General features: G+C 55.5%; 22 protein-coding genes. 12 read left to right on the top strand and 10 right to left on the bottom strand.

Features of this window, described 5'->3' with window-relative positions; all coding sequences use genetic code 11:
- Positions 1–10: 10 nt before the first annotated feature.
- Both LN244_RS03335 and LN244_RS03330 read left to right on the top strand, forming a co-directional pair.
- Positions 11–817 (top strand): tetratricopeptide repeat protein, encoded by an 807-nt coding sequence (locus tag LN244_RS03335; RefSeq protein ID WP_239041437.1) that lies wholly within the window; start codon positions 11–13, stop codon positions 815–817.
- Between the two features lie 171 nt (positions 818–988).
- Positions 989–1,477, top strand: coding sequence for an RDD family protein (locus tag LN244_RS03330; protein WP_239041436.1), 489 nt, complete (start codon positions 989–991; stop codon positions 1,475–1,477).
- On the opposite strand, the gene lptG is transcribed toward LN244_RS03330, so the two are convergent.
- Together lptG and lptF are read right to left on the bottom strand one after the other, a co-directional pair.
- Entirely contained in the window at positions 1,474–2,535 is a 1,062-nt protein-coding gene (gene lptG / locus LN244_RS03325) for an LPS export ABC transporter permease LptG (RefSeq protein WP_239041435.1), read from the bottom strand. The two genes, LN244_RS03330 and lptG, sit on opposite strands and share 4 nt — an antisense overlap.
- Complete coding sequence (gene lptF, locus LN244_RS03320; RefSeq protein WP_239041434.1) at positions 2,535–3,647, bottom strand: LPS export ABC transporter permease LptF; 1,113 nt, start codon at positions 3,645–3,647, stop codon at positions 2,535–2,537. Before lptF ends, lptG begins: the two co-directional genes overlap by 1 nt.
- 180 nt (positions 3,648–3,827) lie before the next feature.
- Between lptF and LN244_RS03315 the strand changes: the two genes are divergently transcribed.
- The 6 genes from LN244_RS03315 to LN244_RS03290 all read left to right on the top strand — a co-directional run bounded on the left by LN244_RS03315 (position 3,828) and on the right by LN244_RS03290 (position 10,059).
- Positions 3,828–5,354 carry a leucyl aminopeptidase gene (locus LN244_RS03315; RefSeq protein WP_239041433.1) on the top strand — a complete coding sequence of 509 codons (1,527 nt, stop codon included), beginning with the start codon at positions 3,828–3,830 and terminating at the stop codon, positions 5,352–5,354.
- 3 nt (positions 5,355–5,357) lie between these two features.
- On the top strand, positions 5,358–5,789 hold the full coding sequence (locus tag LN244_RS03310) for a DNA polymerase III subunit chi (protein ID WP_239041432.1): 432 nt from the start codon (positions 5,358–5,360) through the stop codon (positions 5,787–5,789).
- A 66-nt stretch (positions 5,790–5,855) separates the two neighbouring features.
- Positions 5,856–6,989, top strand: a complete 1,134-nt coding sequence (locus LN244_RS03305; protein WP_239041431.1) for an efflux RND transporter periplasmic adaptor subunit — start codon at positions 5,856–5,858, stop codon at positions 6,987–6,989.
- Positions 6,986–7,669, top strand: coding sequence for an ABC transporter ATP-binding protein (locus tag LN244_RS03300; RefSeq protein WP_239041430.1), 684 nt, complete (start codon positions 6,986–6,988; stop codon positions 7,667–7,669). The genes LN244_RS03305 and LN244_RS03300 overlap by 4 nt, the downstream gene beginning before the upstream one ends.
- Positions 7,656–8,876: an ABC transporter permease gene (locus LN244_RS03295; protein WP_239041429.1), complete on the top strand. Its 1,221-nt coding sequence runs from the start codon at positions 7,656–7,658 to the stop codon at positions 8,874–8,876. Before LN244_RS03300 ends, LN244_RS03295 begins: the two co-directional genes overlap by 14 nt.
- A complete protein-coding gene (locus tag LN244_RS03290) occupies positions 8,863–10,059 on the top strand; it encodes an ABC transporter permease (RefSeq protein ID WP_239041428.1) in 1,197 nt (398 codons plus the stop codon). Before LN244_RS03295 ends, LN244_RS03290 begins: the two co-directional genes overlap by 14 nt.
- Before the next feature lie 214 nt (positions 10,060–10,273).
- Here LN244_RS03290 and LN244_RS03285 read toward each other — a convergent pair whose 3' ends face one another.
- Positions 10,274–11,005: a class I SAM-dependent methyltransferase gene (locus tag LN244_RS03285; RefSeq protein WP_239041427.1), complete on the bottom strand. Its 732-nt coding sequence runs from the start codon at positions 11,003–11,005 to the stop codon at positions 10,274–10,276.
- A 153-nt stretch (positions 11,006–11,158) separates the two neighbouring features.
- Here LN244_RS03285 and LN244_RS03280 point away from each other — a divergent pair, with 153 nt between their 5' ends.
- A complete protein-coding gene (locus LN244_RS03280; RefSeq protein ID WP_239040410.1) occupies positions 11,159–12,103 on the top strand; it encodes an IS481 family transposase in 945 nt (314 codons plus the stop codon).
- 531 nt (positions 12,104–12,634) lie between these two features.
- Here LN244_RS03280 and LN244_RS03275 read toward each other — a convergent pair.
- The 5 genes from LN244_RS03275 to LN244_RS03255 all read right to left on the bottom strand — a co-directional run bounded on the left by LN244_RS03275 (position 12,635) and on the right by LN244_RS03255 (position 17,039).
- Complete coding sequence (locus LN244_RS03275; protein ID WP_239041426.1) at positions 12,635–13,501, bottom strand: bifunctional methionine sulfoxide reductase B/A protein; 867 nt, start codon at positions 13,499–13,501, stop codon at positions 12,635–12,637.
- A 90-nt stretch (positions 13,502–13,591) separates the two neighbouring features.
- Entirely contained in the window at positions 13,592–14,203 is a 612-nt protein-coding gene (locus LN244_RS03270; protein ID WP_239041425.1) for an ABC-type transport auxiliary lipoprotein family protein, read from the bottom strand.
- A 10-nt stretch (positions 14,204–14,213) separates the two neighbouring features.
- Positions 14,214–15,152 carry an MlaD family protein gene (locus LN244_RS03265; RefSeq protein WP_239041424.1) on the bottom strand — a complete coding sequence of 313 codons (939 nt, stop codon included), beginning with the start codon at positions 15,150–15,152 and terminating at the stop codon, positions 14,214–14,216.
- Between the two features lies 1 nt (position 15,153).
- Complete coding sequence (locus tag LN244_RS03260; protein ID WP_239041423.1) at positions 15,154–15,930, bottom strand: ABC transporter ATP-binding protein; 777 nt, start codon at positions 15,928–15,930, stop codon at positions 15,154–15,156.
- Positions 15,927–17,039 (bottom strand): MlaE family ABC transporter permease, encoded by a 1,113-nt coding sequence (locus LN244_RS03255; RefSeq protein ID WP_239041422.1) that lies wholly within the window; start codon positions 17,037–17,039, stop codon positions 15,927–15,929. The genes LN244_RS03260 and LN244_RS03255 overlap by 4 nt, the downstream gene beginning before the upstream one ends.
- A gap of 205 nt (positions 17,040–17,244) precedes the next feature.
- Between LN244_RS03255 and LN244_RS03250 the strand changes: the two genes are divergently transcribed.
- The 3 genes from LN244_RS03250 to LN244_RS03240 all read left to right on the top strand — a co-directional run bounded on the left by LN244_RS03250 (position 17,245) and on the right by LN244_RS03240 (position 22,817).
- Complete coding sequence (locus LN244_RS03250; protein WP_239041421.1) at positions 17,245–20,127, top strand: valine--tRNA ligase; 2,883 nt, start codon at positions 17,245–17,247, stop codon at positions 20,125–20,127.
- Between the two features lie 297 nt (positions 20,128–20,424).
- Positions 20,425–21,048, top strand: a complete 624-nt coding sequence (locus LN244_RS03245) for a response regulator transcription factor (RefSeq protein ID WP_239041420.1) — start codon at positions 20,425–20,427, stop codon at positions 21,046–21,048.
- Positions 21,048–22,817, top strand: a complete 1,770-nt coding sequence (locus tag LN244_RS03240) for an ATP-binding response regulator (protein WP_239041419.1) — start codon at positions 21,048–21,050, stop codon at positions 22,815–22,817. The genes LN244_RS03245 and LN244_RS03240 overlap by 1 nt, the downstream gene beginning before the upstream one ends.
- Before the next feature lie 85 nt (positions 22,818–22,902).
- On the opposite strand, the gene LN244_RS03235 is transcribed toward LN244_RS03240, so the two are convergent.
- Entirely contained in the window at positions 22,903–23,655 is a 753-nt protein-coding gene (locus LN244_RS03235; protein ID WP_239041418.1) for a SapC family protein, read from the bottom strand.
- A 34-nt stretch (positions 23,656–23,689) separates the two neighbouring features.
- Entirely contained in the window at positions 23,690–25,207 is a 1,518-nt protein-coding gene (locus tag LN244_RS03230) for a ShlB/FhaC/HecB family hemolysin secretion/activation protein (protein ID WP_239041417.1), read from the bottom strand.
- Between the last annotated feature and the right edge of the window lie 154 nt (positions 25,208–25,361).

Here is a 25,361-nt window from a genome sequence, read left to right as displayed (position 1 = left end):
CATGGCTTTAATGAATAAATCCGCACTTTTTGCAGCGGCAAGTCTGCTGTTCTCACTGCACATCACTCCTGCAAGCGCATCCAGCATCGATGAAGCCAAACGCGCTCTGGATGCAGGCGATTACACCAAGGCCCAATCCGAGCTGCAGGCACTGGTCAAATCCCAGGACCCCGATGCTTTGAACCTTCAGGGCCAGATGTATGAAAACGGCTGGGGCGTCGAACAGGACACGGACAAGGCACGCCGTCTTTACGAACAGGGCGCTCGCCAGGGTCACCTTGAGAGCGTTAACAGCCTGCGCGCTCTGAAAAACAAGGAGTATAAAGTCGAATTCGATAAGCTGCTCCCTCTGGCGGAACAGGGCGATGGAGAAGCACAGAACCGTATCGGCGAAATGTATGAATTCGGTCATGGTGTGGCACGCGACAACGGCAAGGCGCTGGAATGGTTCCGCAAGGCAGCTGAGCAGGAGGTCGTAGCAGCCTGGCACAACCTCGGCCGCAGCTACAACTTCGGCACAGGTGTTAATCAGGACTATGCCGAGGCTGAGCACTGGTATCGTAAGGCTGCCGAGAAAGGCTTCATGGAGTCAATGTTCTTCCTCGGCACACTGTATTCAAATGCGCACGGACAGGACACCAGCGTAGACACCAACATCGCGGCCTACGCCTGGATGCACAACGCAGCGGTGCTCGGTAACCGTACCGCAGCTACCATCGAAACCCGCTTGCTGCTGAAACTGGACGAAAGCGAACTGGCCGAAGCCAAGGCGCTGGCTGAAAGCTACAAGGCCCAGTATGTAACCCCGTTCCAGTAAGACCTTCCAAAACCGGGCGGGAGGTCACTCCCGCCTGGCGTTCCGTAGATGATCGATCGAGCATTCTGCTTACCCTGAACCAACGACCAGAGCAGACCAACTTATCCCGATCCTGTTTCCGGTGCTACAATCCGGCACCAACGTCTTCAGCCGGAATCAGGAACCGATCCCATGCACCGTCCGTTCAAGCAGGAATTCGCGCAGATCACTCCCGCCTCATTCATCAAGCGCCTCATGGCGATGGTCTATGACAGCCTGCTACTGCTGGCTCTATGGATGGTGATCGGTGCCGTTAGCGTGGGTATCAACGGGGGCGAGGCGATCAGTATCGAGTCCAGTTCTCGCACCACGGTCGCTCTGTTCAACTCTGCACTGTTCTGCGCGACTTTCCTGTTTTTCGGCTTCTTTTGGACCCGAAATGGACAGACTTTGGGCATGCTGGCCTGGCGACTGCGCGTGCAAACGATGGCGGGTGGACGTCTAAGCTGGGGACAGGCACTGATGCGCTTTCTGCTGGCTATCCCGTCACTGGGACTCTTCGGTATCGGTTTCCTGTGGATGCTGCTGACTGACGAACGTCTTAGCCTGCATGACCGCTGGTCAGGCAGCTGCGTTGTGCAACTGCCTAAACCGGAGAAAAAGAAGAAAGCAAAGTCTTAACCGGCTCTGCGCAACAGCCAAAGACCAGCAGCGGTGCATAGCAGAATCGGTACGATCACGGCAATCATCGGAGGAAAGCCGAAAACCGTACTGGCCGGCCCCAGCAGATCCTGAGCAAATTTGAAGATCAGACCAAAGATGACACCGGCAATCACCCGCTGCCCAACTGTCACGCTGCGCAGCGGGCCAAAAATAAAGGAAACGCCGATCAGCACCAGAGCCAGAATAGCCAGCGGCTGCAGCAGCTTGCTCCAGAAGGCCAGCAGATAGGTGTCGGCGTTCACGCCCTGTTCTTGCAGATAGCGCGAGTAGGACCAAAGACCACTGATCGGCAAATCCAGAGGCTCAACCACGATCACCGACAACAGGTCGGGTGTCAGGCCACTCTGCCAGCTTTCTTCAGCCAGATTATCGATCTGCGTCCCCTGCTCGCTAAAGCGGGTATTACGGACCTGCTCCAGCTGCCACTGGCCATCCCTGTACCGCCCCTTGAGCGCATAACTGGCCTGCTCCAGCTGATGGTCCTCACCGAAACGATAGCGGGTAATGCCGTGAATCACACGCCCGCCCTCTACCGCATTGATGTGAATAAAGCTGCGCCCCTCACGGTGCCAGACCCCATAACGCGAGCCCATGGTCCCATTACCGGATTCAGCCAGAGCCCGATAGCTCTGTGCCTGCTGTTCGGTAAACGGCGCGATAAACTGTCCCAGGACCAACGCAAACAGCGCCAGCAACATGACCGGCTTGAACACGCCGAGCAAGATACGACGGGTCGAAAAGCCGGCTGCACGCATCACCGTCAATTCACTGTGCGTGGCCAACATGCCCAAACCGATCAAACAACCCACCAGGCTGCTCAAGGGAATAAATTCGTAGACTCGTCGCGGGATGGTTAATGTCAGGTACCACAGACTATCAAGAAAGCTGTAGCGATCATCCAGTGCATCCAGCTGATCCAGCAGCGCCGATACCAAATCCAACCCGACAACGACGAGCAGCACGGCCAGAATCGCACCTATCACATGGCGTGCGATATACCACTCAAGACGTAACATCAGGCACCCCTCCGACGAAACCTGGGCAATGAGGGCAAACGATTCCAGACCCGCTCCCAGAAGCGGTCAGCCAGAATCAGGTTGGCCGCCAGCAGGATAAAGCCACCATGGATCACCCACAGCATCCAGACTGAAAGATCACCATCCTCGACCGCCGAACGCGTGCTGGTCAGCAACGACAGGTACAACAGGTACACGATGATAGAAGGTATCAGCTTGGCGAAGCGCCCCTGTCGTGGATTGGTTCGACTCATCGGCACCGCAATCAGGGTGACAATGAACGCCAGAACCGGCAATGACAGCCGCCAATGCAGGCGCGCTTCCTGTTTGGGATCTTCGCTGGTCATCAGTTGTCGGGTCGGCAAGGCGTCCAGCTCGGTGACCTCTCGGGCGATTTCGGCTTCAGGCAAGCTGATGCCATAACTCTCGTAAGCTGTGCGGCTATAGGCCGCCTGCCCCGGCACGCCATCATATCGATAGCCGTTCTGCAGGATCAGGAAACGCCCGCCATACTCCGGCAGGAACTGACGTTCAGCACGTTCCGCCATCAGTACGATCGGCTCCCCCGCTTCGTTACGCTGCGCGATGAAAATTTCCTGCAACTGATCGGCCTCGGCGTCATAGGATTCCGCATAGGTCACCTGACGACCACTGGTTTGCGACTGAAAGCGACCCGGCGTTAACAGCTCCAGCTCACTGCGCGCTTCCTGGATGCTGAAAATCTCTTCCGATTTGGCTGCCCCCAGAGGCGCGAGCCAAAGTGTCATGACCGCCACCATTGCAGCCACCAGTGCCGCTGGCCCCAGAGCATAGAGTGCGAGGCGCTTCTGGCTGATACCGCAGGCACGCAGCACCACCATCTCGCTGTCGAGGTAGAGACGACCAAAGGCCAGCAAAATGCCAAGGAACAGACCCAACGGCAGCAGCAACTCCAAAAAGCCCGGAATACGCCAAAGAATCACCCAGAACACGAAGCTGGCCTCAAGTTTGCCGGTCGCGGCATCGGCCAGATATTTGATCAAGCGGGCACTGGTGATGATCAGCAGCAAAACAGAGGTGACCGCTGCAGTTGAGATCAACGCCTCACGGGCCAGATAACGGAAGATAATCAAAGCAGATTCCCTTTCACCGCCATGGTTTCCAATCGGAGAAATGGTTTATAGTGCGCGTTACATCAGGAACATAAGTAGCGCAAAGCCGAGCAGCCCGGTGCGGAAAATACCGCCGCCCCAAGGGCCATTAATCGGCGCATTATCGCGCAATCAGTCTGCAATGTCTTGTACGGAGTCGTCATGGATTTTGAGATCATCAATGGCAGTGTCGAAACACTGAAAACCGAATGTATCGTAGTTGCCCTGAGCGCAGACGGCATCCTTTACCCCTCTGCCGCGGCTGTGGACAAGGCTTCCAACGGTTACCTGACCGAACTGGTCAACAGCGGTGACATCTCCGGCAAAGCGGGCGAGCAACTGCTGCTGTTCAAGGTACCGGGTATTCAGGCACGCCGCGTGCTGCTCGTAGGCCTGGGCAAGAGTGATGAGCGCAAGGATCGTCATTATCGCAAGCTGGTTAAAGGTATTACTGCAACCCTGAAGAAGTCCGGCATCACTTCCGTTGTTTTTGCCCTCGACGGCTGTGCCAGTTACCGCGACGATATCTACCGAGAAACCCGCCAGCTGGTGGAATGGGTGTCCGCGGATTTCTACCAGTATGACGAAACCAAGAGCAAGAAAGCCGACCCCGTCAAACTGGAAAGTGTTCAGATACTGCTGACAGAAGAGGACACTGAACTGGGCGAAGGCGCCCTGCTGGATGGTGTCGCTATCGCCAACGGCGTGGATACCGCCCGTGAGCTGGGCAACCTGCCGGGCAACATCTGCACCCCGACCTACCTGGCCGAACGTGCCGAAGCGCTGGGCGAAGAGTTTGACGAACTGACCGTCAAGATTCTGGGTGATGAGGAAATGGCCGAGCTGGGCATGAACTCACTGCTGGCCGTGGGCAAGGGCAGCGCCCAGCCTTCTCGCCTGATCGTGATGGAATACAACGGTGGCGAAGCCGGCGAAAAGCCTCACGTACTGGTCGGCAAGGGTATTACCTTCGATACCGGTGGCATCAGCCTCAAACCGGGTGCCGGCATGGACGAGATGAAATTCGACATGTGTGGTGCTGCCAGCGTACTGGGTACCATGGAAGCCGTAGCCGAGATGCAGCTGCCGCTGAATGTGGTCGGCATCATCGCCGCTGCCGAAAACATGCCGGGCAGTCAGGCAACCAAACCGGGCGATATCGTCACCACCATGTCCGGCCAGACCGTCGAAATCCTCAACACCGATGCCGAGGGGCGTCTGGTATTGTGTGACGCACTGACCTACGCCGGTCGTTACAACCCGGAAACAGTCGTCGACATCGCCACTCTGACCGGTGCTTGCATCATCGCACTGGGCCATCATGCGACCGGTATTCTGTCCAATGACGAAGACCTGGCTGGTGCCCTGCTGGATGCCGGCGACTTCGCGGCTGACCGTGGCTGGCCGCTGCCGCTGTGGGATGAATTCCAGGAGCAGCTGGACTCCAACTTTGCCGACATCGCCAACATCGGCGGCCGTCCGGCTGGCACCATCACCGCAGCCTGCTTCCTGTCACGCTTCACCAAGGAGTACCGCTGGGCACACCTGGACATCGCCGGCGTAGCCTGGAACAGCGGTGGCAAGGAAAAAGGCGCCACCGGTCGTTGCGTGCCGATGCTGAGCCAGTACCTGCTGGATCTGGCCGAGCAGGTTGAAGTGGAAGACCATCACCACGCTCACGAGGAGTAAGCGTTGTCCCGCGCAGACTACTACATTCTGCCGGACAGCGACCCTGACAGCCGGGCCGCCTTCCTGTGCCGGCTCTGTGACAAGATCCTGGGGCTCGGCCTCAGGGTCTTCATCAGCACCGAGCATGAAACGGCGGCTCGTCAGCTGGACCATCAGCTGTGGAGCGCCAAACCCGAGAGCTTTGTGCCTCATGTACTGCTGGGCCAGCCGCCGAACTCGCCAATCGAGATCGGCTGGGGTGACCAGCTGCCCGACCATCGCCAGGTTTTCGTCAACCTGTCTGCCAGGCTCCCCGATGCGGCGTTTGATTTCGAACGCATCGTCGAAATCGTGGTGCAAACCCCCGAAGTACTGGCGGCGACCCGCGACAACTATGCACGCTGCCGTGATCGCGGCATCGAGCTGCACCGTACCGACATGCGCCGACGCGGTTGAGTCCGGTCAATCCGAAGAGAGGCTGGCTCACCTATACTGGATCCGAGACGCAAGGAGCCCAATCGGATGAAAAAGCTGCTCGTGAGCCTTGGCCTGCTGATGTTGATCGCAGCAGGACTCTACTTCCTGAATCGCCCCTCCCCCGTGAGCGTACGCCTTGTCGATGTGCAGACCGGGCAAGTGGAACAGCTCGCCGCCAACAGCCGAGCCGGTACCGTCAGAGCCTGTCGGCGCTCACGACTGTCGATGCCCCAGGGGGGACGCGTTGAGCAACTTCTGGTGGATGAAGGCGCTCACGTGGAGCAGGGCCAGCCGTTGCTGGAACTGTGGAATGCCGACCTCAAGGCGCGACTCGAAGAAGTTGCCGCCACACTGAAGGCCCGTGAAATCCAGCTATCCAGTGCTTGCCATACTGCGGCGCTGGCGCAACGGGAGGCCCGTCGGGCAGAATCACTGGCCAAGAATCGTCTTGCGTCCGAAGAGCTGCTCGACCAGCGCCAGACCGAAGCCCGCCGTGCTGTGCTTGCCTGTGACGAAGCCCAGGCAGTCACTGAACAGGCACGTGCCACGCTTAAGCTGCATCAGGTGTTGCTTGATAACACCATCCTAAAAGCGCCTTTCGCCGGTATCATCGCGGAGATCAACGGTGAAATCGGCGAATATGTCACCCCCTCTCCGCCAGGTGTAGCCACACCGCCTGCTGTTGACCTGATCGATGACAGCTGCCTCTACGTGCGCGCGCCCATCGATGAAGTCGAGGCCTCCCGACTGGAGGTGGGACAACGAGTACGCATCACCCTGGATGCTTTCAGAGGCCGCCACTTTGACGGTCAGCTGACCCGCATCGCTCCCTTCGTCTCTGAAGTGGAGAAACAGGCCCGGACGGTCGACGTGGATGTCAATTTCACACCGCCCCCCCATGATGCTCACTTGCTCGTCGGCTACAGTGCCGATATCGAGGTGATCATTGAACAGCGTGACGATGTGCTGCGGGTTCCCACCGAAACCCTATTACAGGGCAACCGGGTTTTGCGGTATGACGCCAACCTGCAGACACTGGAGGACGTCCATGTGGAAACCGGGCTGGGTAACTGGACCTGGACCGAAATCCTCAGCGGCCTGAGTGCCGGCGACCGCATCCTGCGCTCACTGGATGCTGCCGGCGCAGAAGCCGGAGCCCGAGTGGAACCGGCACCATGATTCGCCTTGAGCAGCTGTGCAAACGCTATCAGCTCGGCGACGAGCCAGTGCAGGCGCTGGATCATGTGGACCTGAATATCACTGCCGGTGAGTATCTCTCCGTGATGGGGCCTTCAGGTTCCGGCAAGTCCACGCTGCTCAACATGCTCGGCTTGCTCGACACGCCGGACAGTGGCCATTACTGGCTCAACGATACCGACATGACCACACTGGACGAGGAAGCCCGTGCCGCCGAACGCAACTGCCGCATCGGTTTTGTGTTTCAGGCCTACCACCTGATTGATCGACTCAGTGCGCGGGAGAATATCGAGCTACCCCTGGTACTGACTGGCACCCCGCCCGCCCAACGCCATCTGAAGGTCAATGAGCTGCTGCAACGGCTTGGATTGGACCGCCACGCCGACCACCGTCCCAATCAACTGTCCGGAGGCCAGCGTCAGCGAGTGGCGATTGCCCGGGCAGTGATCCGCAAACCGGCCCTGCTGCTGGCCGATGAACCCACCGGCAACCTGGACAGCCATTCCGGCCAGGATGTAATCGAGCTGCTGGAAGAGCTCAACAGTGAAGGCATCACCCTGGTGATGGTCACCCATGACGCGAACATGGGTCGAAGAGCACGCCGACGCCTGTGGATGCAGGACGGCAAGCTGCTGAAGGATGAGCAGGATGCGCAGCCCTGACCTGTTGCGCTTCAACCTGCGCCTGCTGACCGGCCAATGGTTCCGCACCCTGATGACCCTGCTTGCGACGGCGGTCGGTGTTGCCGCGGTACTTCTGCTGACTGGTATGGGTGAAGGCGCTCGTCGTTTTGTGCTCGAAGAGTTCAATCTGCTGGGCAACGATGTCCTTATCGTGCTGCCCGGGCGCAAGGAGACTACCGGAGGTATACCGCCGCTGACCGGTGAAGGCACTCGGGACCTGACACTGGGCGATGCCGAAGCTCTGCTCGGCCTGCCGGGTGTGCGCGCGGTCGCCCCTCTGGTGGTTGGTCTTACCCAGGTCGAAGGTGGTGGTCGCAACCGTGAGCTGGTCGTCGTCGGCACCAGCGTCGAGTTGTTTCACATCCGCCAGCTGTATGTTTCACAGGGCCGCTTGCTGCCGGAAACCCCTCTGGATCAGGCCGAACCCGTGTGCATGATTGGGCCTGAGGTACGTCGCTCCCTGTTTGATCAGCAGCCCGTTCTGGGACGCTGGCTCAGAACCGGTGATCGTCGCTGCCGTATCATTGGTGTGCTGGAGGACCGCGGCGTCTCACTGGGGACCGACATGAACGATACGGTCATTATCCCTGTCGCCAGCGCCCAGCAACTGTTCAATACTGAGGGCCTGTTCCGCCTGTTCGTTCAGGTCCAGCACCTGGAGCTGCTCGACAGCGTCAAGGAGGAGGTGCTTGAGCTGATTCAGCGCCGCCATCAAGGCGAGCGAGACGTGACCCTCATCACTCAGGACAGCCTCTTAGGTGTTTTCGACGATGTCCTTAAACTGCTGACCCTGGCCGTCGGTGCCATTGCCGCCATCAGTTTGGTAGTCGCGGGCATCCTGATCATGAACATCACCCTGATCAGTGTCAGTCAGCGGACCTCAGAGATCGGACTGCTGAAGGCACTGGGGGCCAGCGAACGTCAGGTCCACCGTCTGTTTCTGAGTGAAGCGCTGATCATGACGCTGATCGGAGCCTTTACAGGCGTGGTGGCCGGTTACGCCTTGCTCTGGACCGGACACTGGCTTTGGCCGCAGTTTCCGGTGTCGGTGCCACTTTGGGCATTGATCGGCGCCGTGCTGCTGGCGATCGGTGTCGCCCTGTTGTTCGCCTGGCTACCGGCACGCAAGGCCGCCAGAGTGCCGCCTGTGCTGGCTCTGAAGGGGATCTCCGATGCGCATCGTTGATTATCTTCGCCTGACACTCTCCAGCCTGAGATCCAGTCGCATGCGCAGTGCATTGACGATCCTCGGCATCGCCATTGGCATCTGTGCGGTCGTACTGCTGACGACGCTGGGTGAAGGCTTGCGCCTGTATGTGCTGGAAAATTTTTCCCAGTTCGGCAGCCGCATCGTTGCCATCAACCCCGGAAAATCACAGACGGGAGGTACCGGTGGTCTGCTGGCAAGCACTCGCCCCCTGCTGGTCGAAGATGCCTGGAGCCTGCAGCAACTGCCCTATGTCGAGTTTGTAGTACCGGTGGTTCAGGGCAGTGGCGCCATCGAATTCGGCAACCGGGTGCGTTACACCGATATCATCGGCACTGGCAGTGACATGGCGGCCGCCTGGCGCTTCGAGATCGCTCAGGGACGCACCCTGCCAGACAGCCGCGGAGGCTACCCACAACCCTGGGCAATGCTGGGACACAAGGTCAAGCAGGAACTGTTCGGCGAGCAGAGCGCCCTGGGGCAGTTCATACGGGTAGGGGGGGAGCGCTACCGGGTGGTCGGCGTCATGGCCGAAAAGGGACAGATGCTGGGGTTCGATCTGGACGATATCGTCTACATTCCGGTGGAAAGAGCGCTGAGCCTGTTTAACCGTCCCGGATTGATGGAGATCGACGTCACCTACCGTGCCGGCACCACGGCCCAGGAAATGGCCGAGCGAATTCGACAACGCCTGATCGCCCGCCACGGCGTGGAAGACTTTTCGCTGATCACTCAGGACGAAATGCTCAAGAGTCTGGACCGAATCCTGGCCATTCTGACCGTGGCAATCGGCGGCCTGGGTGGCATCTCGCTGGTCGTTGGCGCCATCGGCATTGTCACCATAATGGTCACTACCGTACATGAACGCCGCGCCGAAATCGGCCTGTTCCGAGCAATTGGCGCAACCCGGCGTCAGGTCATGTGGCTGTTCCTCGGTGAGGCGATCCTGCTGGCCTTGATCGGTGGACTAGGCGGTATTCTGATCAGCGGACTGGCCCTTGCCGTTTTGACGCTGGCCATGCCCGCACTGCCGATACAACTCGATCCCTTTTATCTGCTGCTGGCACTGACACTGTCGGCGCTGGTCGGCCTGGTATCGGGTGTACTGCCCGCCCGCCGCGCCGCCAGCCTGAATCCGGTGCTGGCGCTGCAGAGCGAGTAGGTAATGGCGTGCTGAAAAGAGCGACCTTATCTAACGCTTTTTGCCCGGAGCGGACATTCCACTGACAGTCTTACACGGGGCAACTGGCACTTAGCTGCCATGGGTTCTCAACCGAAATCTGGTATCTGACCACACCAAAACTGGTAAACAAGTGCTTTTCAATTATGCGGAACTGAATTAGCGACGCCTAATTCAAGACGCCGCCAATGCGTACTTATTTCAGGCTTGCGATTATTCCGATTTGGTCGCTGTCACCTGTTAAGCTTTGGCCTGTCAGCCCTCCGGAGGCAAGATCGACTTGGAACCCCGCATGCTCAAGCTCGCACCTGATATTCTCTAATGAGAAATGCTGGAACCAATTAAAGATTTCCCATGTCTCGCGGGGTTCTACGATCATAAATCGATCCAATACTAATAATTCTTTGGGATAGATGAACGTTTTTTGTAGACCAATGTAGCTGCTTGAACTCCAAAACCCACCCATAAAGTTTTGCTCAATGACCGAGTTTTCCTTCCTGTTTGCTATGGCGCTGTCAGACATAACATCAAACACAATGCGCCCCCCTGTGTTGAGCATGCCTTTCATTCGATGAAGTAAAAGCTGCCTCTGCGTGGGAGATAGTGCGCATAGATCACAGTATATGAGAGTCACCACATCGAATCCTGTGGGTAGTTTTCCCTCAAGGTAATCAGCGTGCAGGTATGTTACTTTGCTTCCTGAGTGTTTCTTGGCGTAGTTGATGCTGTTTGCCGAGAAATCGACGCCTGTTACTGATGCTCCGGCTTTTGCGAATCGTTCCGTATAGAGTCCTGGGCCACAACCCAGATCGCAAACCCTTTTCCCCGCGAAATTAATCTCGGAATTAATCCATTGGACTACAAGATCGATGGTCTCAATCTTACGAGAGGCGAGATCCGTTTCTTGATTGAGGTGATAATTCAGCATCTGCTGAGCGAGGTGAGGACGAGTCCAGAGCTCTTTGGCCGTATAGCGAGAGAAAGGAGCCGGCTTTCTAGATGTGGGTGCTAAGGAGGTTGTTCACGCCGGTTAAGTTCGAGATGCTGGTTATCGCCAAACAAACAGCACAGAACAACCGACATGAACAACCCTCACAAGAATGCCCGAACTACGCCTCATATTCGAGCCCTGATCGTTGATCGAGCCCTCCGTAAGCGGCAGCCGGTGCGAGACATTGCCAGCACTTTTGGTATCAGCACGCACACTGTGTACAAGTGGATTGCTCGTTATCGAGAGGCAGGTGAGGCTGGTCTTGAGTCAGCATCCAGCCGTCCCCACGCCTCACCGAGGCAGATGCCGAAACAGTGGGTTGAGCTGATTCAGAAGATGCGCCTGACACTCAAGTGGACTGCCAAGCAGATCGCACAGGCACTGAGTCTGGCTTACTCCACAGTGACAGCTGTACTGCGCCGACTTAAGCTCAATCGAGCCTCACACCTGGAGCCGGTGCAACCTGCGCAGCGCTACGAACACCCCGCGCCGGGTGACATGCTGCATATGGATATCAAGAAGCTGCCTCGCTTCGACAGGCCCGGCCACCGCGTGACAAACAACCGTCGCCAGAATACCCGAGGTGCGGGTTATGAGTGCGTTCATATCTGTATTGATGATCACAGCCGCTGGGCGTTTGCCCGGGTACTACCAGATGAGCAGCAAGGCACCACAACGCGCTTTTTGGAAAACGCTCTAGCGGCCTACCGCGGAATAGGTGTAGAGGTGAAACGCCTGATGACCGATAACGGTCCAGCCTATCGTTCCCGTCGGTTCAATGCAGTTTTACAACGGGAAGGGATCAAGCATGTATACACGCGCCCATACACGCCCAGAACGAACGGCAAGGCGGAGCGATTTATACAAACAATGATCAGGGAGTGGGCATATGCAGTGCCCTACGCAAACGACATATCAAGGGCCTGGGCGCTGACAGACTGGATCAACCACTACAATAAACAGCGCCCTCATGGCAGTATCGGAAATCTACCGCCGGTGTCTCGAATACCGAAGCTGCGTGAACAAGGTGTTTAGTATTCACATCTAGAGAAATCAAATAGCATTTCATACATAACATTAATCCCTTCAAAGCATGGTGCTTCGAATAAATAAATTCTTATGGAATATTCGGGACGAGCGAGACCTCGACTTGAAAGTCTCAAATCGTTAGACGTATGAGGTCGGTCCCAGATGATGTATGTGCTATTTATTTCATGATGGTGCGAATCCTAACACCCGCTTAATGCCATGTAAAACATTAGGCTTCTCTGATGAAGCTGCATGCTAAAGGCAATCACCCAAGCTGCTTGGCAGTCTACATATGTATTCAGACATCAAACCATAAGTTGTAAGAGTGACCGCGCAGGGTCGAAAACTAAAGATGGCCATGCCCGCTATATTCATCCACAACGTGCGCAAAGCAGCCACTTGGCCGCTCAGCATTAAAAGCAGCATCGACACGAAACAGTTCCAGAGAGCAGGATAGCCCTACAGGTTTTACACAAAAGAAAAGGGCCGGCCTGCTATCACAGACCAGCCCTTGACTTCAGCTGCAAATGGCGATTATTAAAACCGTTTCTGGTAACGGTGGCAGTACGGCACTTTCCCAGTGCGCACATAGTAGTCCTGGTGAAACTCCTCGGCGCGCCAGAATGGCGCCATCGGCAGCACCCGTGTGACCACGTTCAGTCCCTTGTTCTCCAGCTCGGCAATCAGGCATTCGCTGACGCCGCGCTCCTCTTCGTCGTGTACGAAGATGGCCGAGGCATATTGCGGGCCGATATCCGGCCCCTGGCCATCCTCTTGTGTCGGATCGTGGATCTCGAAGAACAACTTGGCCAGTGTTTCAAAGCTGACCACTGCCGGATCATAGAGGACTTCGACGGTTTCCAGATGACCGGTCTGCTTGCTACAGACCTGTTCATAACTGGGGTTATCCACATGTCCCCCCATGTAACCGGAGACCACGGACACCACCCCCGGTTGCTGCTGCAGCAGATGTTCGACCCCCCAAAAGCAGCCACCGGCAAAATAAGCCGTTTTCAGGGCACTCCCCTGCTGGCGAGCCAGCTCTTCGGCACTGACAAAGTTCATCGACAGGGAATTTACACAATGGCGCACGTTCTTGCGCGTCAGCATCTCGCCTTCAAACACGTGCCCCAGATGACCACCACAATTGGCACACAGAATCTCGATTCGCCGACCATCCGCATCCACTTCTCTGCGAATAGCGCCTTCAATTTCGTCGTCGAAACTGGGCCAGCCGCAGTGCGACGGGAACTTGTCTTCCGAGCGGTAGAGCGGTGCATCACACTGCTTGCAGGTATAAACACCGGCCGCAAAATGCTCGTTGTACTCACCGGTAAAGGGGCGTTCGGTACCCTTGTTCAGGATCACGTACGCTTCTTCAGGGGTCAATTTGTTGTAGCTCATCAAGGCACCATTCTCTTGTTTTGCATCCCGGACTGATTAGTTGGGCCGGAGGTCCAACGAAAGGTTCCCGCAACCCGAAGACGCCGATCCTCACCGGGGCACTTCAAGCAGCCACTGGCTGACGTCTGCAGCAGTCGCCGCCATCAACACTGAAAACGCATCCACCACTGCAGCCACATCCTTGCCCTGGGCCGGCTGCGTGACTGCCAGCGGTCGTTCGGCCAAAATCCGTCGACTGTTGACTTCTACCAGCTGCAGATAGCCTCGGATCACCGCGACCGGCTGTCCATTACGGTATTCGCTTTGGAAAGCATCCAGACGACTGACCAGTTCATAACGTGCCGCAACTCTGACCTCGTCACCGCTGATGTGAGAAAAACGGCTATCCTGCTGCAGCGAACCGACCAGGTAATCACGCCAGAGCGTGGGAATCGAAGCGCCCCAACGAGCCCCCTGGTAAACACTGACCGGCTGCCCCTCGGGGACGACCAGCATGTAACTGCCACTGAGCAGATCCTGCGTCTGCGGCCTCAAAATTCGCAGGTCACTGAACGCGTCTTCAGAACCGCTGTCACTGATCACCTTGGCTTCCGGTACCAGTGTCCAGCTTTGTACCGGTTTAGCCGCCGGCAACAGGCTGCAGGCCCCAAGCACCAGGGTCAGTCCTGCGATCAATGAAGCCTTTGCTGTGTTTCGCAACATGCCCAACCTCTCAAGGGGTAAATTCATTGGCCGGAGCCTTGCCGGTCAGGTAACCGGCGGGATCTTCCTCCAGCCGCGCCAGAATACGGTTCAGGGTACCCAGACTGCGTTGCAACTCCTGCATCACGGGGCCAATTTCGGCCATGCCCTGCAAGCCATTACTCAGGGCACCGGAATTTTGGCTCAGCAGGCGCTCCAGCTGTTGACTGATCTGGGCCATCGACTGCATCGCCTTCTGCCCCTCTGCCAGCATCGGCTCGCCGCGGTCTGCCAGCATGCGATCGGCATGAGCCAGCAGCTCACTGGCATCACGCATTACGATCTGCGCATCCCGCGCGGCCTGCGTCAGTTCATTCAATGTCTCGCCAAGGCCTGCGCGCGATTCCACCAGCTCATCGGAAACGCGTTCCAGATTGCGAATAATACGACCGATGCTGTCAATATTCTCGGCCGACAACAGCTGGGCCCCCTGCTCCACCAGCTCATTTACGTTGGCAAACAGTGTCTCGCTGTTACCCAGCAAAGACCCGATTGCAGAGGGCTCGGCCACAATCACCGGCGGCGAATCCTCCTGTTGCGCAAGCGGTAATGCATTTGGATTGTCGGTACTGAGCAGAATATTGGCGGCCCCGGTGATATTGGCAATGGCCAGTCTCGCACGGGTTCCCTGATTGATTGGCGTGGTAGCGCTGACTTCCATATCAGCCAGCACCCGTCGCGGATCGGCAGGGTCCAGCTGCAACCGGCGTACTTCACCGACTCTCAGGCCGTTGTACTGCACCAGGCTCCCCACGCTCAGACCGGTGACCGCTTCCTCGAAGACAACGCGATAACGTGCCGTTTCCTGCTGCTTGCCCGATTTTACCAACCAGACTCCGAATCCCAGTGCCAATAACAGGCTGAGCAGCGTAAACAGACCAATGATCACATGATGTGCACGTGTTTCCATATCAACTCCCTTGGGCCGCCCGATAGGCAGCACGGCCGCGCGGGCCATTGAAATAGTTCTGTATCCACTGATCGTCGTAGTTCGCCACCCGTTCCGGTGCATCTGCCACCAGAACCCGCTTCTGTGACAGCACCGCTATGCGATCACAGGCGGTCCACAGTGAGTCCAGATCATGGGTGACCATAAACACGGTAAGCCCCAGCGCGTTGCGCAATGTCAGCAGCAGCTGATCGAAGTCAGCCGCACCGATGGGGTCCAGCCCGGCGGTCGGCTCATCCAGAAAGAGCACATCCGGGTCCAGCGCCAGCGCCCGTGCCAGCGAGGCACGCTTGACCATGCCACCGGACAGGGAAGCGGGATAAAGGTCACCTGCGTGAGGGGCAAGGCCGGACAGCGCCAGCTTCACCTCGGCCAGTGCCTCGGCATCACTGCGTGACAGCCCCGCATGTTCGATCAGCGGCAGCGCCACGTTTTCACGTACCGTCAGCGAACTGAACAAAGCGCCTCCCTGAAACAGCACTCCCAATCGCTGCTCGAGACGCGAGCGCTCACTCACCGGCAGCGACAGCAGATTCTGGCCAAAGAGCCTGACCTCTCCCTCACTCGGCCGGTTCAAGCCGACAATGGATCGGAGCAATACGGATTTCCCGGTACCCGAACCTCCGACCACACCGAGAATCTCGCCGCGATACAGATCCAGGTCCAGATTCTCATGCACCGAGTTGCGACCAAACCGGTTGCAGAGCCCTCGCACCTCGATGATCACCTCTGCGCTCACCAGCCCATCTCCATAAAGAACATCGCCGCCACTGCATCCAGCAGGATCACCATAAAGATCGATTGCACCACACTCGAGGTGGTATGACGCCCCACCGACTCAGCACTGCCGCTGACCTTGAATCCTTCCATGCACCCGATCACCGCGACCACAAAGGCAAACACAGGCGCTTTCGCCAGCCCGACCAGATAATGCTTGAGCGGCACATCGGCCAGAATACCCAGATACTGACCCAGCGGAATATCCAGGGCCACCAGTGACACCAGCGCACCGCCGAACAGGCCGGACATCACCGCGACAAACGTCAGCAGCGGCAGGGTAATCAACAGCGCCAGTACCCGAGGAATCACCAGTAACTCAATGGGATTCAGCCCCAGCGTTCGCAAGGCATCCAGTTCCTCGTTGGCTTTCATCGAACCGATCTGTGCCGTAAAGGCACTGGCCGTTCGCCCCGCCAACAGAATGGACGCCAGAATCACGCCAAACTCGCGCAGGAAAGAGTAGGCCACCAGATTGACCGTGTAGATCTCGGCACCGAACTCGCCCAGCACAGTCGCCCCCAGAAAGGCCACCACCGCCCCCACCAGGAACGTCAACAGCGCCACGATGGGCACCGCATTCAACCCGGTTTGATGAATCTGGTTCACCAGCGCCGTGACGCGCCAGCGCGAAGGGCGAACCAGAACGCCCAGCAGACTTTGCAAAACCAGGCCGACAAAGCCGCTGAGCTGCCACAGATGACGTGCCAGTTGTTCGCTGTGCTGTCCCAGCAGAGTCAAGGCCTGCACCAGTGCCGGGGGTTGAGGCTGTACCGGTGGCGGCTCACGGCGAATGGCGCGCAACAACGTTTCCAACAGGGCGCGACGCTCGGGCTGCAGGTCTGTTTCACTGCTGATGATGGCTTCCAGCCGCTCAATGCCCAGCCATTGCACCAGCAGGGTCGCGCCGGCGGTGTCCAGCGACGCGATATCCTTAAGACATACCTGCCCTTCCGGCACCGGCGTATCGGCCACCAGTCGCTTGAGTTGGTGATGCTGCGCCAATGTCCAGGCCCCCAGCAGCCGGGTCACTGCTCCGCTATCAATTGCGGGCGCTGTCTCATTGATCAAGGTCGATCCTTCCACGCTAGAGTCTGGATTCATTGTCGCGGTCCATCGTGCCCACTGCAAGCCGGGTTACAACCCTGTAATCACCCTCTACCAGCCTGTATAATGTCCGGTTTCGACCGGGCTGCCGACGCCCCGTGCTCATCGCACGCCAAGCGCGCATTCGGCAACCATCCGAGCGGCCACAAGATCAGAGATACGGACCCTAATGGACAAGACCTACCAGCCACACGAGATCGAGAAATCCTGGTACCAGACCTGGGAAGAGAAAGGTTACTTTGCTCCCTCCGGTGAAGGCGACGCCTACTGCATCATGATTCCGCCGCCCAACGTAACCGGTAGCCTGCACATGGGCCACGCCTTCCAGCACACCATCATGGACGCGCTGACCCGCTACCGCCGCATGCAGGGCCGCAACACCCTGTGGCAAGTGGGCACCGACCACGCCGGCATCGCCACGCAGATGGTCGTTGAACGCAAGCTGGCGGCGGAAGAGAACCTGACCCGCCACGACCTGGGCCGCGATGCCTTCATCGAAAAGATCTGGGAGTGGAAGGAAGAATCCGGCGGCACCATCACCCGACAGATGCGCCGTCTGGGCAACTCCGTAGACTGGCCCACCGAGCGCTTCACCATGGACTCCGGTTTCTACCGCGCCGTGCAGGAAGTGTTCATCCGCCTGTACGATGACAAGCTGATCTACCGTGGCAAGCGTCTGGTCAACTGGGACCCGAAACTGCACACCGCCATCTCTGACCTGGAGGTGGAGAACCGCGAAGTCAAAGGCAAAATGTGGTATCTGCGCTACCCGCTGGCGGATGGCATGAAAACCGCAGCCGGTGAAGACCACATCGTCGTCGGTACCACCCGTCCGGAAACCCTGCTCGGCGACACCGGTGTAGCGGTGAACCCGGAAGACGAACGCTACCAGAGCCTGATCGGCAAGTTTGTCGAGCTGCCGCTGGTCGGCCGTCGCATCCCGATCGTGGCCGACGAGCACGCCGACATGGAGAAAGGCACCGGCTGCGTAAAAATCACCCCGGCGCACGACTTCAACGACAACGAAGTCGGCAAGCGTTGTGGCCTGCCGATGATCAACGTGCTGACGCTGGATGCCCATATCCGTCAGGAAGCCCAGGTGTTCAACACCGATGGCAGCGTCAACACCGAAATTGACCCAAGCCTGCCGGAAAAATACCGTGGTCTGGAGCGCTTCGAAGCCCGTCGACAGATCGTGGCGGATATGGAAGAAGCCGGCCTGCTGGTCAAGATCGAAGAAAACAACATGACCATCCCCTACGGCGACCGTGGCGGCGTGGTGATCGAGCCGATGCTGACCGACCAGTGGTTCTGCGATGCCAAGACCCTGGCCAAGCCGGCCATCGAAGCGGTCGAGAACGGCGACATCAAGTTCGTGCCCAAGCAGTACGAAAACATGTACTTCGCCTGGATGCGTGACATTCAGGACTGGTGTATCTCTCGTCAGCTGTGGTGGGGTCACCGCATCCCGGCGTTCTATGACAACGAAGGCAACGTTTACGTCGCGGCCGACAAGGATGCTGCTCGCCAGAAGTACAACCTGGACCCGGAACTCGAACTGCGTCAGGACGATGACGTACTGGATACCTGGTTCAGCTCCGCGCTGTGGACCTTCGGTACTCTGGGCTGGCCTGAAAACACCGAACGTCTGAAGACCTTCCACCCGACCGATACCCTGGTCACCGGCTTCGACATCATCTTCTTCTGGGTGGCGCGCATGATCATGATGACCATGCACTTCATGAAGGACGAAGACGGCAAGCCGCAGGTACCGTTCAAGAATGTCTATGTCACCGGTCTGATCCGCGATGAGAACGGCGACAAGATGTCCAAGTCCAAGGGCAACGTACTGGACCCGCTGGACATGATCGACGGCATCAGCCTGGAAGACCTGCTGGAGAAGCGGACCGGCAACATGATGCAGCCGCAGTTGGCCGAGAAGATCGGCAAGCGCACCGAGAAGCAGTTCCCGGAAGGCATTGCCGCCCACGGCACCGACGCCCTGCGCTTTACCCTGACCGCGCTGGCCTCCACCGGCCGCGACATCAACTGGGACATGAAGCGACTGGAAGGTTACCGCAACTTCTGTAACAAGATCTGGAACGCGGCCCGTTACGTGTTGAGCAACACCGAAGGTCAGGATTGCGCCCAGAAGAACGAGGAAGTGCTCCTGACCCTGGCCGATCGCTGGATCATCAGCAGCCTGCAGCGCACCGAACAGACTGTCATCAAGCATCTGGACGAGTACCGCTTCGACCTGGCCGCCCAGACCCTGTACGACTTCATCTGGAACCAGTACTGCGACTGGTATCTGGAGCTGTCCAAACCGGTACTTTGGGACGAATCCGAAGGCGAAACCGACGAAGAGAAGGAGCGCCTGGCTGCCCTGCGTCGTGGTACCCGTGGCACCCTGGTACGCGTGCTGGAAGCAATCATGCGCCTTGCCCACCCGCTGATGCCGTTCATCACCGAAGAGATCTGGCAGCAGATCAAGGGACTGGCCGGCAAGGAAGGCGACACCATCATGCTGCAGACCTACCCGCAGCCGGTCGCTGAGCTGATCGACGAAGCCGCTGAAGCCGATATCGAGTGGCTCAAGGAGGTCATCGTCAGCGTACGCAACATCCGCGGCGAGATGAACATCGGTCCGGGCAAGGAGCTGGAAGTGCTGATGCACAACGGCAGCGATGAAGATTTCCGCCGTGTGCAGGAAAACTATGTTGCCCTGACCAAGCTGGCCAAGCTGAGCGAAATCAAGTGGCTGGAAGCGGACGAGGAAGCCCCCATGTCCGTCACCAAACTGGTCGGCAAGATGGAAGTGCTGGTGCCGATGGCAGGCCTGATCGACAAGGACGCCGAACTGGCGCGTCTGCAGAAGGAGCTGGATCGACTGACCGGCGAAATCAAGCGTGTCGAAGGCAAACTGTCCAACGAGAAGTTCGTTGCCAACGCTCCGGAAGCCGTGGTCGCCAAGGAGAAAGAGAAAATCGCCGACGCTCAGGAAGCGTTCGACAAGCTCAAGGAACAGTACGCCAAGATCGAGGCGCTATAATGCTTTGGGCCGGATTCTGTCCGGCCCTTTTCCTTCATCGGCCAAATAGACTTTACGGTCGAACCTGCCACGGCTAAAGCCGGCATGAATCACAGGGAGGTAGAACATGCGTATTTCAATTACGCTTTCCAAAATATCCAAAATACCAATCTTCCTGATGTTCTGAGTTTTGATGACTGCTTTTGCCCACCCATATATGGCAGCAGTACGCGAAAAAACTCGTTCTTCAGAAGCTTCATTACTGTATCGGAAGGTGTGATTTAGCCAGATTCAATATTTATTGTGCAGGTTCATTACATGAAAATACTGCTTGTAGACGACCATCAGTTGTTCCTTGACGGACTCACCTCTTTGCTGACTGGTTCTGACCTAGTCAAATCGATAAAGACTGTTAATAACGGTCGAGATGCTTTAAGGCTACTAAAAACCAGTGAATTTGATGTCGCTTTGATTGATTTGCGTCTGCCTATCATGGATGGCTTCAGTCTTCTGGACTCGCTTGCAAAAATCCATTCGCCAGTACCAATTATTATCGTAAGTGCTTCCCGTGACCCTGATGACATACGTCGTGCACTGGAACTGGGAGCAATGAGTTTTATCCCAAAATCATCGTCAGGCGCGAAAATTCTCGAAACGATTGAAGCTGTCAATCGTGGTGAAGTGGTCTACCACCCTTTCGAAAGTTCTGAACCTTCACTGCAAGCATTTTCAGAAGATTGGGCAAACCAGCATAATATGACAAAACGTCAGCTGGAAGTGCTTCGACTGATTATACAAGGGCTATCCAATCAAGCGATTGCAGAGCAACTCAACCTTAGTTTAGCCACTGTTAAAACACATATTAGTTCAATATTTCAAATATTGAACACACGCAGTCGCTCTGAATCGATAAAAAAAGCTCAGCAGCTTGGATTGGATTAATGTTAAATTCACTTCCTCTTGTGAAAATCAGGTCCCGATATCTAGAGAGAATCAATGCGGAAAAAATTCTGATTGCACAACGCAATACTCCTGCAACGCTGATCGGAAATTTATTGGGGGGTATTCCTCTTACTCTCGCGCTGAGCGATACGCCTCATGCTTCTGTTGCCTACACCTGGTTAGGCACTCTTTATCTTTTCACCCTTGTACGCTGGATTCATTATTTATCATTCAATAAAAGCTTGTCGCAAAACGGCGATATTTTTCTACATGGACGGCTACAGACAGCATGCATTTTTATAGCAGGCTCTATTTGGGGATCAGCTGGAATTATTTTTTTTGATCCTGAAAATTTCAAAAACATTGTATTCATCGTATTGACTTTTGTTTGTATGCTGGGTGGAAGTCTGGCATCTCTGTCATCACGTCCACTTGCTTATATAGCCTTTGCAGCTCCCGTCATGCTCCCACTTATTGTGGAAATGACCTTTCAGCAAATAGAGATTTATCGCTGGATGGCATTCGGTGCAACGGCCTATCTGGCAGCAACCATTGTGTTTTGCCTAAACATTCACCATGTTATTACACGATCACTCAGCCTTCAGTATGAGAATACTGATTTGATAAGTGATCTGAAGGAGCAAAAAGAGCGAGCCGATAAGGCAAACAGAGAAAAGTCTCGCTTTTTGGCTTCAGCAAGTCACGATTTACGGCAACCATTACATGCTATCAACTTGTTAGCCGAGGTATTGAGTGGAAAGGTCCAGCAACCTGAACAGAAGCAGGATTTGGATAATATTAAGCACGGCCTCAACTCTCTGAGTGATCTTCTGGATGTTCTGCTCGACATATCGCGACTTGACTCAGAATCCGTCCGCGCAAATAAAATCAACTTTGATATAAGCGAAATATTCTCCAGCCTGAAAAAAACTTTCTATATTGATGCTCAGGAAAGAGGCTTGGAATTTAATGTCTCAAATGAAAAGCATTTCATCTTCAGCGACCCCCTTCTGATCGAACGAGTGATAACTAATCTGCTGGTAAATGCTTTCCGCTATACAAATAAGGGTCAAGTAAAAGTATTCTACACCCTGAATGATGACACCGTTAACGTTCATATTGCCGATACTGGAGTCGGCATAGAGCCAGAGCACTTGGAAATGATATTTGATGAATTTTTCCAGGTTGGAAATCAGGAACGCAATCGGCAAAAAGGGCTCGGCCTTGGTCTTGCTATTGTTAAAAGAATACTGGATCTTCTCGAGCACACTCTCGAGGTAAAATCCATCTTTGGACAAGGCACTGAAGTAGTCCTGTCGTTACCCTTGGGCCAGGAAGCAAAGACCGCGTCAGAGAATGTTTTTTCCAATCCTGAAGCCAATTTCACAAGCGACATATTCAAAGGCGTCAACATTCTTCTGGTCGACAATGAACCAGATATAGTTGATGCGATGGAAAAGCTTTTGCGTGGCTGGGGATTGGAGTGCCTGTCGGCAATCTCAACAGAATCAGCTTTGGATCATATAGAGTCAGGGTATCGACCCACATTGCTACTGGTCGATTATAGAATGCCTGGCCCACACAATGGATGCTCATTCATTCAAAAGGCGAGATCTGTCATTGGCACTGTTCCAGCCATCGTCATCACCGGCGACAGCAGCGAGGAAGTCATTAATGAGATCACTGCGCAAGGCCTTGTTTATCTGCGTAAACCTATCAAGGCAGGACAGCTGAGAACCTTGATTACTCGAATGCTCAAGGAAAAGTAGAATTAAAAAATTATTCAAGAATAAAAGCGGTCTTTTAAAACTTAAAAGGCGATGATCAGACACCGCCTTTTAATATTCAATATCGTTACTGAATCGTAATATCCTCAACTGTCTCTTCAGGAGGCTCGAGGTGCTCAGGCAAGCGTGTTATACATCCCAGAGAAATCAAGTGAGCATATATCAGACCTAACCAGCCTTTTTTATGCAGCTCCCCTAATTGATTATCCTCAAGTTTTGCCAATTTCTCTTCATCCACCACACGGAAGTCATTAAGAAAGAAGTTTCGACCAAACCTGTCCGATACTCTCAAGGTTCTGGTGGCCAACAAGTCATGCTCCTGTAACCAGGACACAAAGCCTGCTGTCATTTCCAACTCACGAGTGTAACGATTCAAGAAATCGATCACGCCGCCAAGATAACTTGATTCCTTGCCTTCTTCATCGAACAAGGCGTCACCGCTGTCATCCGAAAAGCCGGCATAGGACTGGTCAAAACAAATCGTGAAGTCTGACTGGGTTTCATTACGAGCAAGAATAAACGGGTAACGGCGAACAAAAGCGGGAACATAGGTTCCTTTAATCCAACGCTTATCGTCACTAACGAACAGGTTTTCGTTTTCACGCAACCCCAGCAGAGCAATAGCACCTGCCGAATCGCCTTCACCCGCAAACAGAATGGGGTAATCTTTTGAAGCCTGATAAAATTCGCTCGCAGCCAGGGGCACGTAATGCGTATGTTCGGCAAAACTCGCATCCCCTTTGCTGGAATCAATATGAAGTGTACGATGTTTATCCCGGTTCAACGGGATTATGTCGTTATAAAACAGCTTGCTCGCCATATTTTCCTTCCTTAGTGCAAAATGACTGACTGGATTAATGCCAACGGTAGCTGATCCGTGTATGCAACCGTGCAGAATCCTGATCAGGTACGACATCCTCAAGAGGAATGCCCAGTGAAAGCTCAGCAGATAAATGCTTGTCTGCAAACCACTTAACACCGACTCCCAGAGAGCTCAGCGTTACTGAGTCTGGACTGATATCTTCAGCTCGTCCGTAGTCTGCAAACGTATATCCCTGCCAACGATCATTAAATCGATAATGCAATTCAAAGCTGGTGGTCAAACCCTTCGCACCCGCGACTACACCTTGACTATATCCCCTGACAGTATTAACACCGCCAAGCTGAAATAACACAGGAGACGGCACAGTTTCCAGATCCGTTAGCTGCCACCCTGCTCGGGCGATTGCTGTGAGCCGTTCATTCAGGGCATAGACCAGGCTTGCATCGCCCTGCAGTAAAGTAACATCTGTCTGATCTTCGAACATATCCTTGACCTTGTAAAAGCGCAGTCCCTGTCCAAGCCTCCAGACAAACCGCTCCTCAAAACCCTGCAGCAGCCCGCCGATCCCCCAGCTCTCAACTTCGAACTCACTCAGGCTTTCACCAGATATCTCTGATACTGATTCCATCCGTGCGATATTGAACCAGCCATCCAACCAATATTGATCATGGCGAATGAACGGCTGCTTTAACATAAATTCGACACTGGAGCTGCTTCCCTCAATGTCCAGGCTGGTAAAGGGGCCTTCAACGACCTCAATATCGCCTTCAGAGAGGCTGAGGTGAACACGACCACCTGTGGTATTGAACGGCATATTCCAGTTTAACAAGCCACTGGTAGACCCATTGCTACCAACCAGATACAAATCAACCCTGTCATCACGGCCAAGCAAACCATAGGCCCCCAACAGAGTGCCAACACGGTATTCTCCTGTCGATTCACTGCCGTTGTTGTCCGCAAAAATCTCTACCGTATAACGCGAAGGCTCTAAAACCTCCAGCAGGACATCGGTTTCTCCGGGATTTTCGCCTGATTTGAGCGCGGCCTGTAAACGCAACTCTGAGGTACTGTTAACCCAGTTCAGTGAATGGCGCAGAGCGGGTACATCGACGACTTCCCCCACTGTCAGAGGGAGCCTCGCAGACAAAAAATCGAAACGGGTCCGCGCTTCCGGGTCAATCAACAGCTGTCCCAGGCGCCCTTCGACCAAGCGCACATACAATATACCGTCCTGAATGGTTTGAGGTGGAATAACGGCTCTGGCACTCACAATCCCTCTTTCACGATAGATTGCATTGATGCGCTCGATCATTGCATTCAACTGTTCGAAACCAATTTCAACCTCCACATAGTCTCGACCAATCGTCAGTAAACGTTCGGTCGATATAAAGCTGGAACTATCAAAACGGATCTCTTGTAATGTAAAACGCAACGCATTTTCAGGCAGCCCGGCACCACTGTCCGGACCCGGCGCGATGATAACGTCTTCATCCGAAGGACGCTGTCCTCGCGTTTCCTCTTCCTGGCGATAACGGCGCTCATCCAGCACACCTTGTCGCTGAACACCCGGGTCCAGCGTCCTGATGTCCGGCTGTAAAGGCGCTGCATGCAACTCCTTTGTCAGCAACAGGCAAAAGACACTTCCCAATAGAAGTCGTGTGCGGTAAACCGACCTGTCAACCGAGCGTTTCATATCCGCTACG

Origin of the sequence: Marinobacterium sediminicola (assembly GCF_022343685.1) — a bacterium.
Classification (GTDB): domain Bacteria; phylum Pseudomonadota; class Gammaproteobacteria; order Pseudomonadales; family Balneatricaceae; genus Marinobacterium; species Marinobacterium sediminicola.
Note: the sequence above shows the minus strand (reverse complement) of the source record. Positions and strands in the feature narration are given on the sequence as shown.

Excerpts from the sequence above, each read along its gene's own strand:
- LN244_RS03330 (WP_239041436.1), top strand. The coding sequence starts at position 989 with ATGCACCGTCCGTTCAAGCAGGAATTCGCGCAGATCACTCCCGCCTCA.
- LN244_RS03240 (WP_239041419.1), top strand. The coding sequence starts at position 21,048 with ATGTTAAATTCACTTCCTCTTGTGAAAATCAGGTCCCGATATCTAGAG.
- LN244_RS03235 (WP_239041418.1), bottom strand. The coding sequence starts at position 23,655 with ATGGCGAGCAAGCTGTTTTATAACGACATAATCCCGTTGAACCGGGAT.
- LN244_RS03270 (WP_239041425.1), bottom strand. The coding sequence starts at position 14,203 with ATGTTGCGAAACACAGCAAAGGCTTCATTGATCGCAGGACTGACCCTG.
- LN244_RS03280 (WP_239040410.1), top strand. The coding sequence starts at position 11,159 with ATGAACAACCCTCACAAGAATGCCCGAACTACGCCTCATATTCGAGCC.
- LN244_RS03290 (WP_239041428.1), top strand. The coding sequence starts at position 8,863 with ATGCGCATCGTTGATTATCTTCGCCTGACACTCTCCAGCCTGAGATCC.
- LN244_RS03265 (WP_239041424.1), bottom strand. The coding sequence starts at position 15,152 with ATGGAAACACGTGCACATCATGTGATCATTGGTCTGTTTACGCTGCTC.
- LN244_RS03300 (WP_239041430.1), top strand. The coding sequence starts at position 6,986 with ATGATTCGCCTTGAGCAGCTGTGCAAACGCTATCAGCTCGGCGACGAG.
- LN244_RS03315 (WP_239041433.1), top strand. The coding sequence starts at position 3,828 with ATGGATTTTGAGATCATCAATGGCAGTGTCGAAACACTGAAAACCGAA.
- LN244_RS03245 (WP_239041420.1), top strand. The coding sequence starts at position 20,425 with ATGAAAATACTGCTTGTAGACGACCATCAGTTGTTCCTTGACGGACTC.
- LN244_RS03295 (WP_239041429.1), top strand. The coding sequence starts at position 7,656 with ATGCGCAGCCCTGACCTGTTGCGCTTCAACCTGCGCCTGCTGACCGGC.
- LN244_RS03275 (WP_239041426.1), bottom strand. The coding sequence starts at position 13,501 with ATGAGCTACAACAAATTGACCCCTGAAGAAGCGTACGTGATCCTGAAC.
- LN244_RS03250 (WP_239041421.1), top strand. The coding sequence starts at position 17,245 with ATGGACAAGACCTACCAGCCACACGAGATCGAGAAATCCTGGTACCAG.
- lptG (WP_239041435.1), bottom strand. The coding sequence starts at position 2,535 with ATGTTACGTCTTGAGTGGTATATCGCACGCCATGTGATAGGTGCGATT.
- LN244_RS03285 (WP_239041427.1), bottom strand. The coding sequence starts at position 11,005 with ATGCTGAATTATCACCTCAATCAAGAAACGGATCTCGCCTCTCGTAAG.
- LN244_RS03335 (WP_239041437.1), top strand. The coding sequence starts at position 11 with ATGAATAAATCCGCACTTTTTGCAGCGGCAAGTCTGCTGTTCTCACTG.
- LN244_RS03305 (WP_239041431.1), top strand. The coding sequence starts at position 5,856 with ATGAAAAAGCTGCTCGTGAGCCTTGGCCTGCTGATGTTGATCGCAGCA.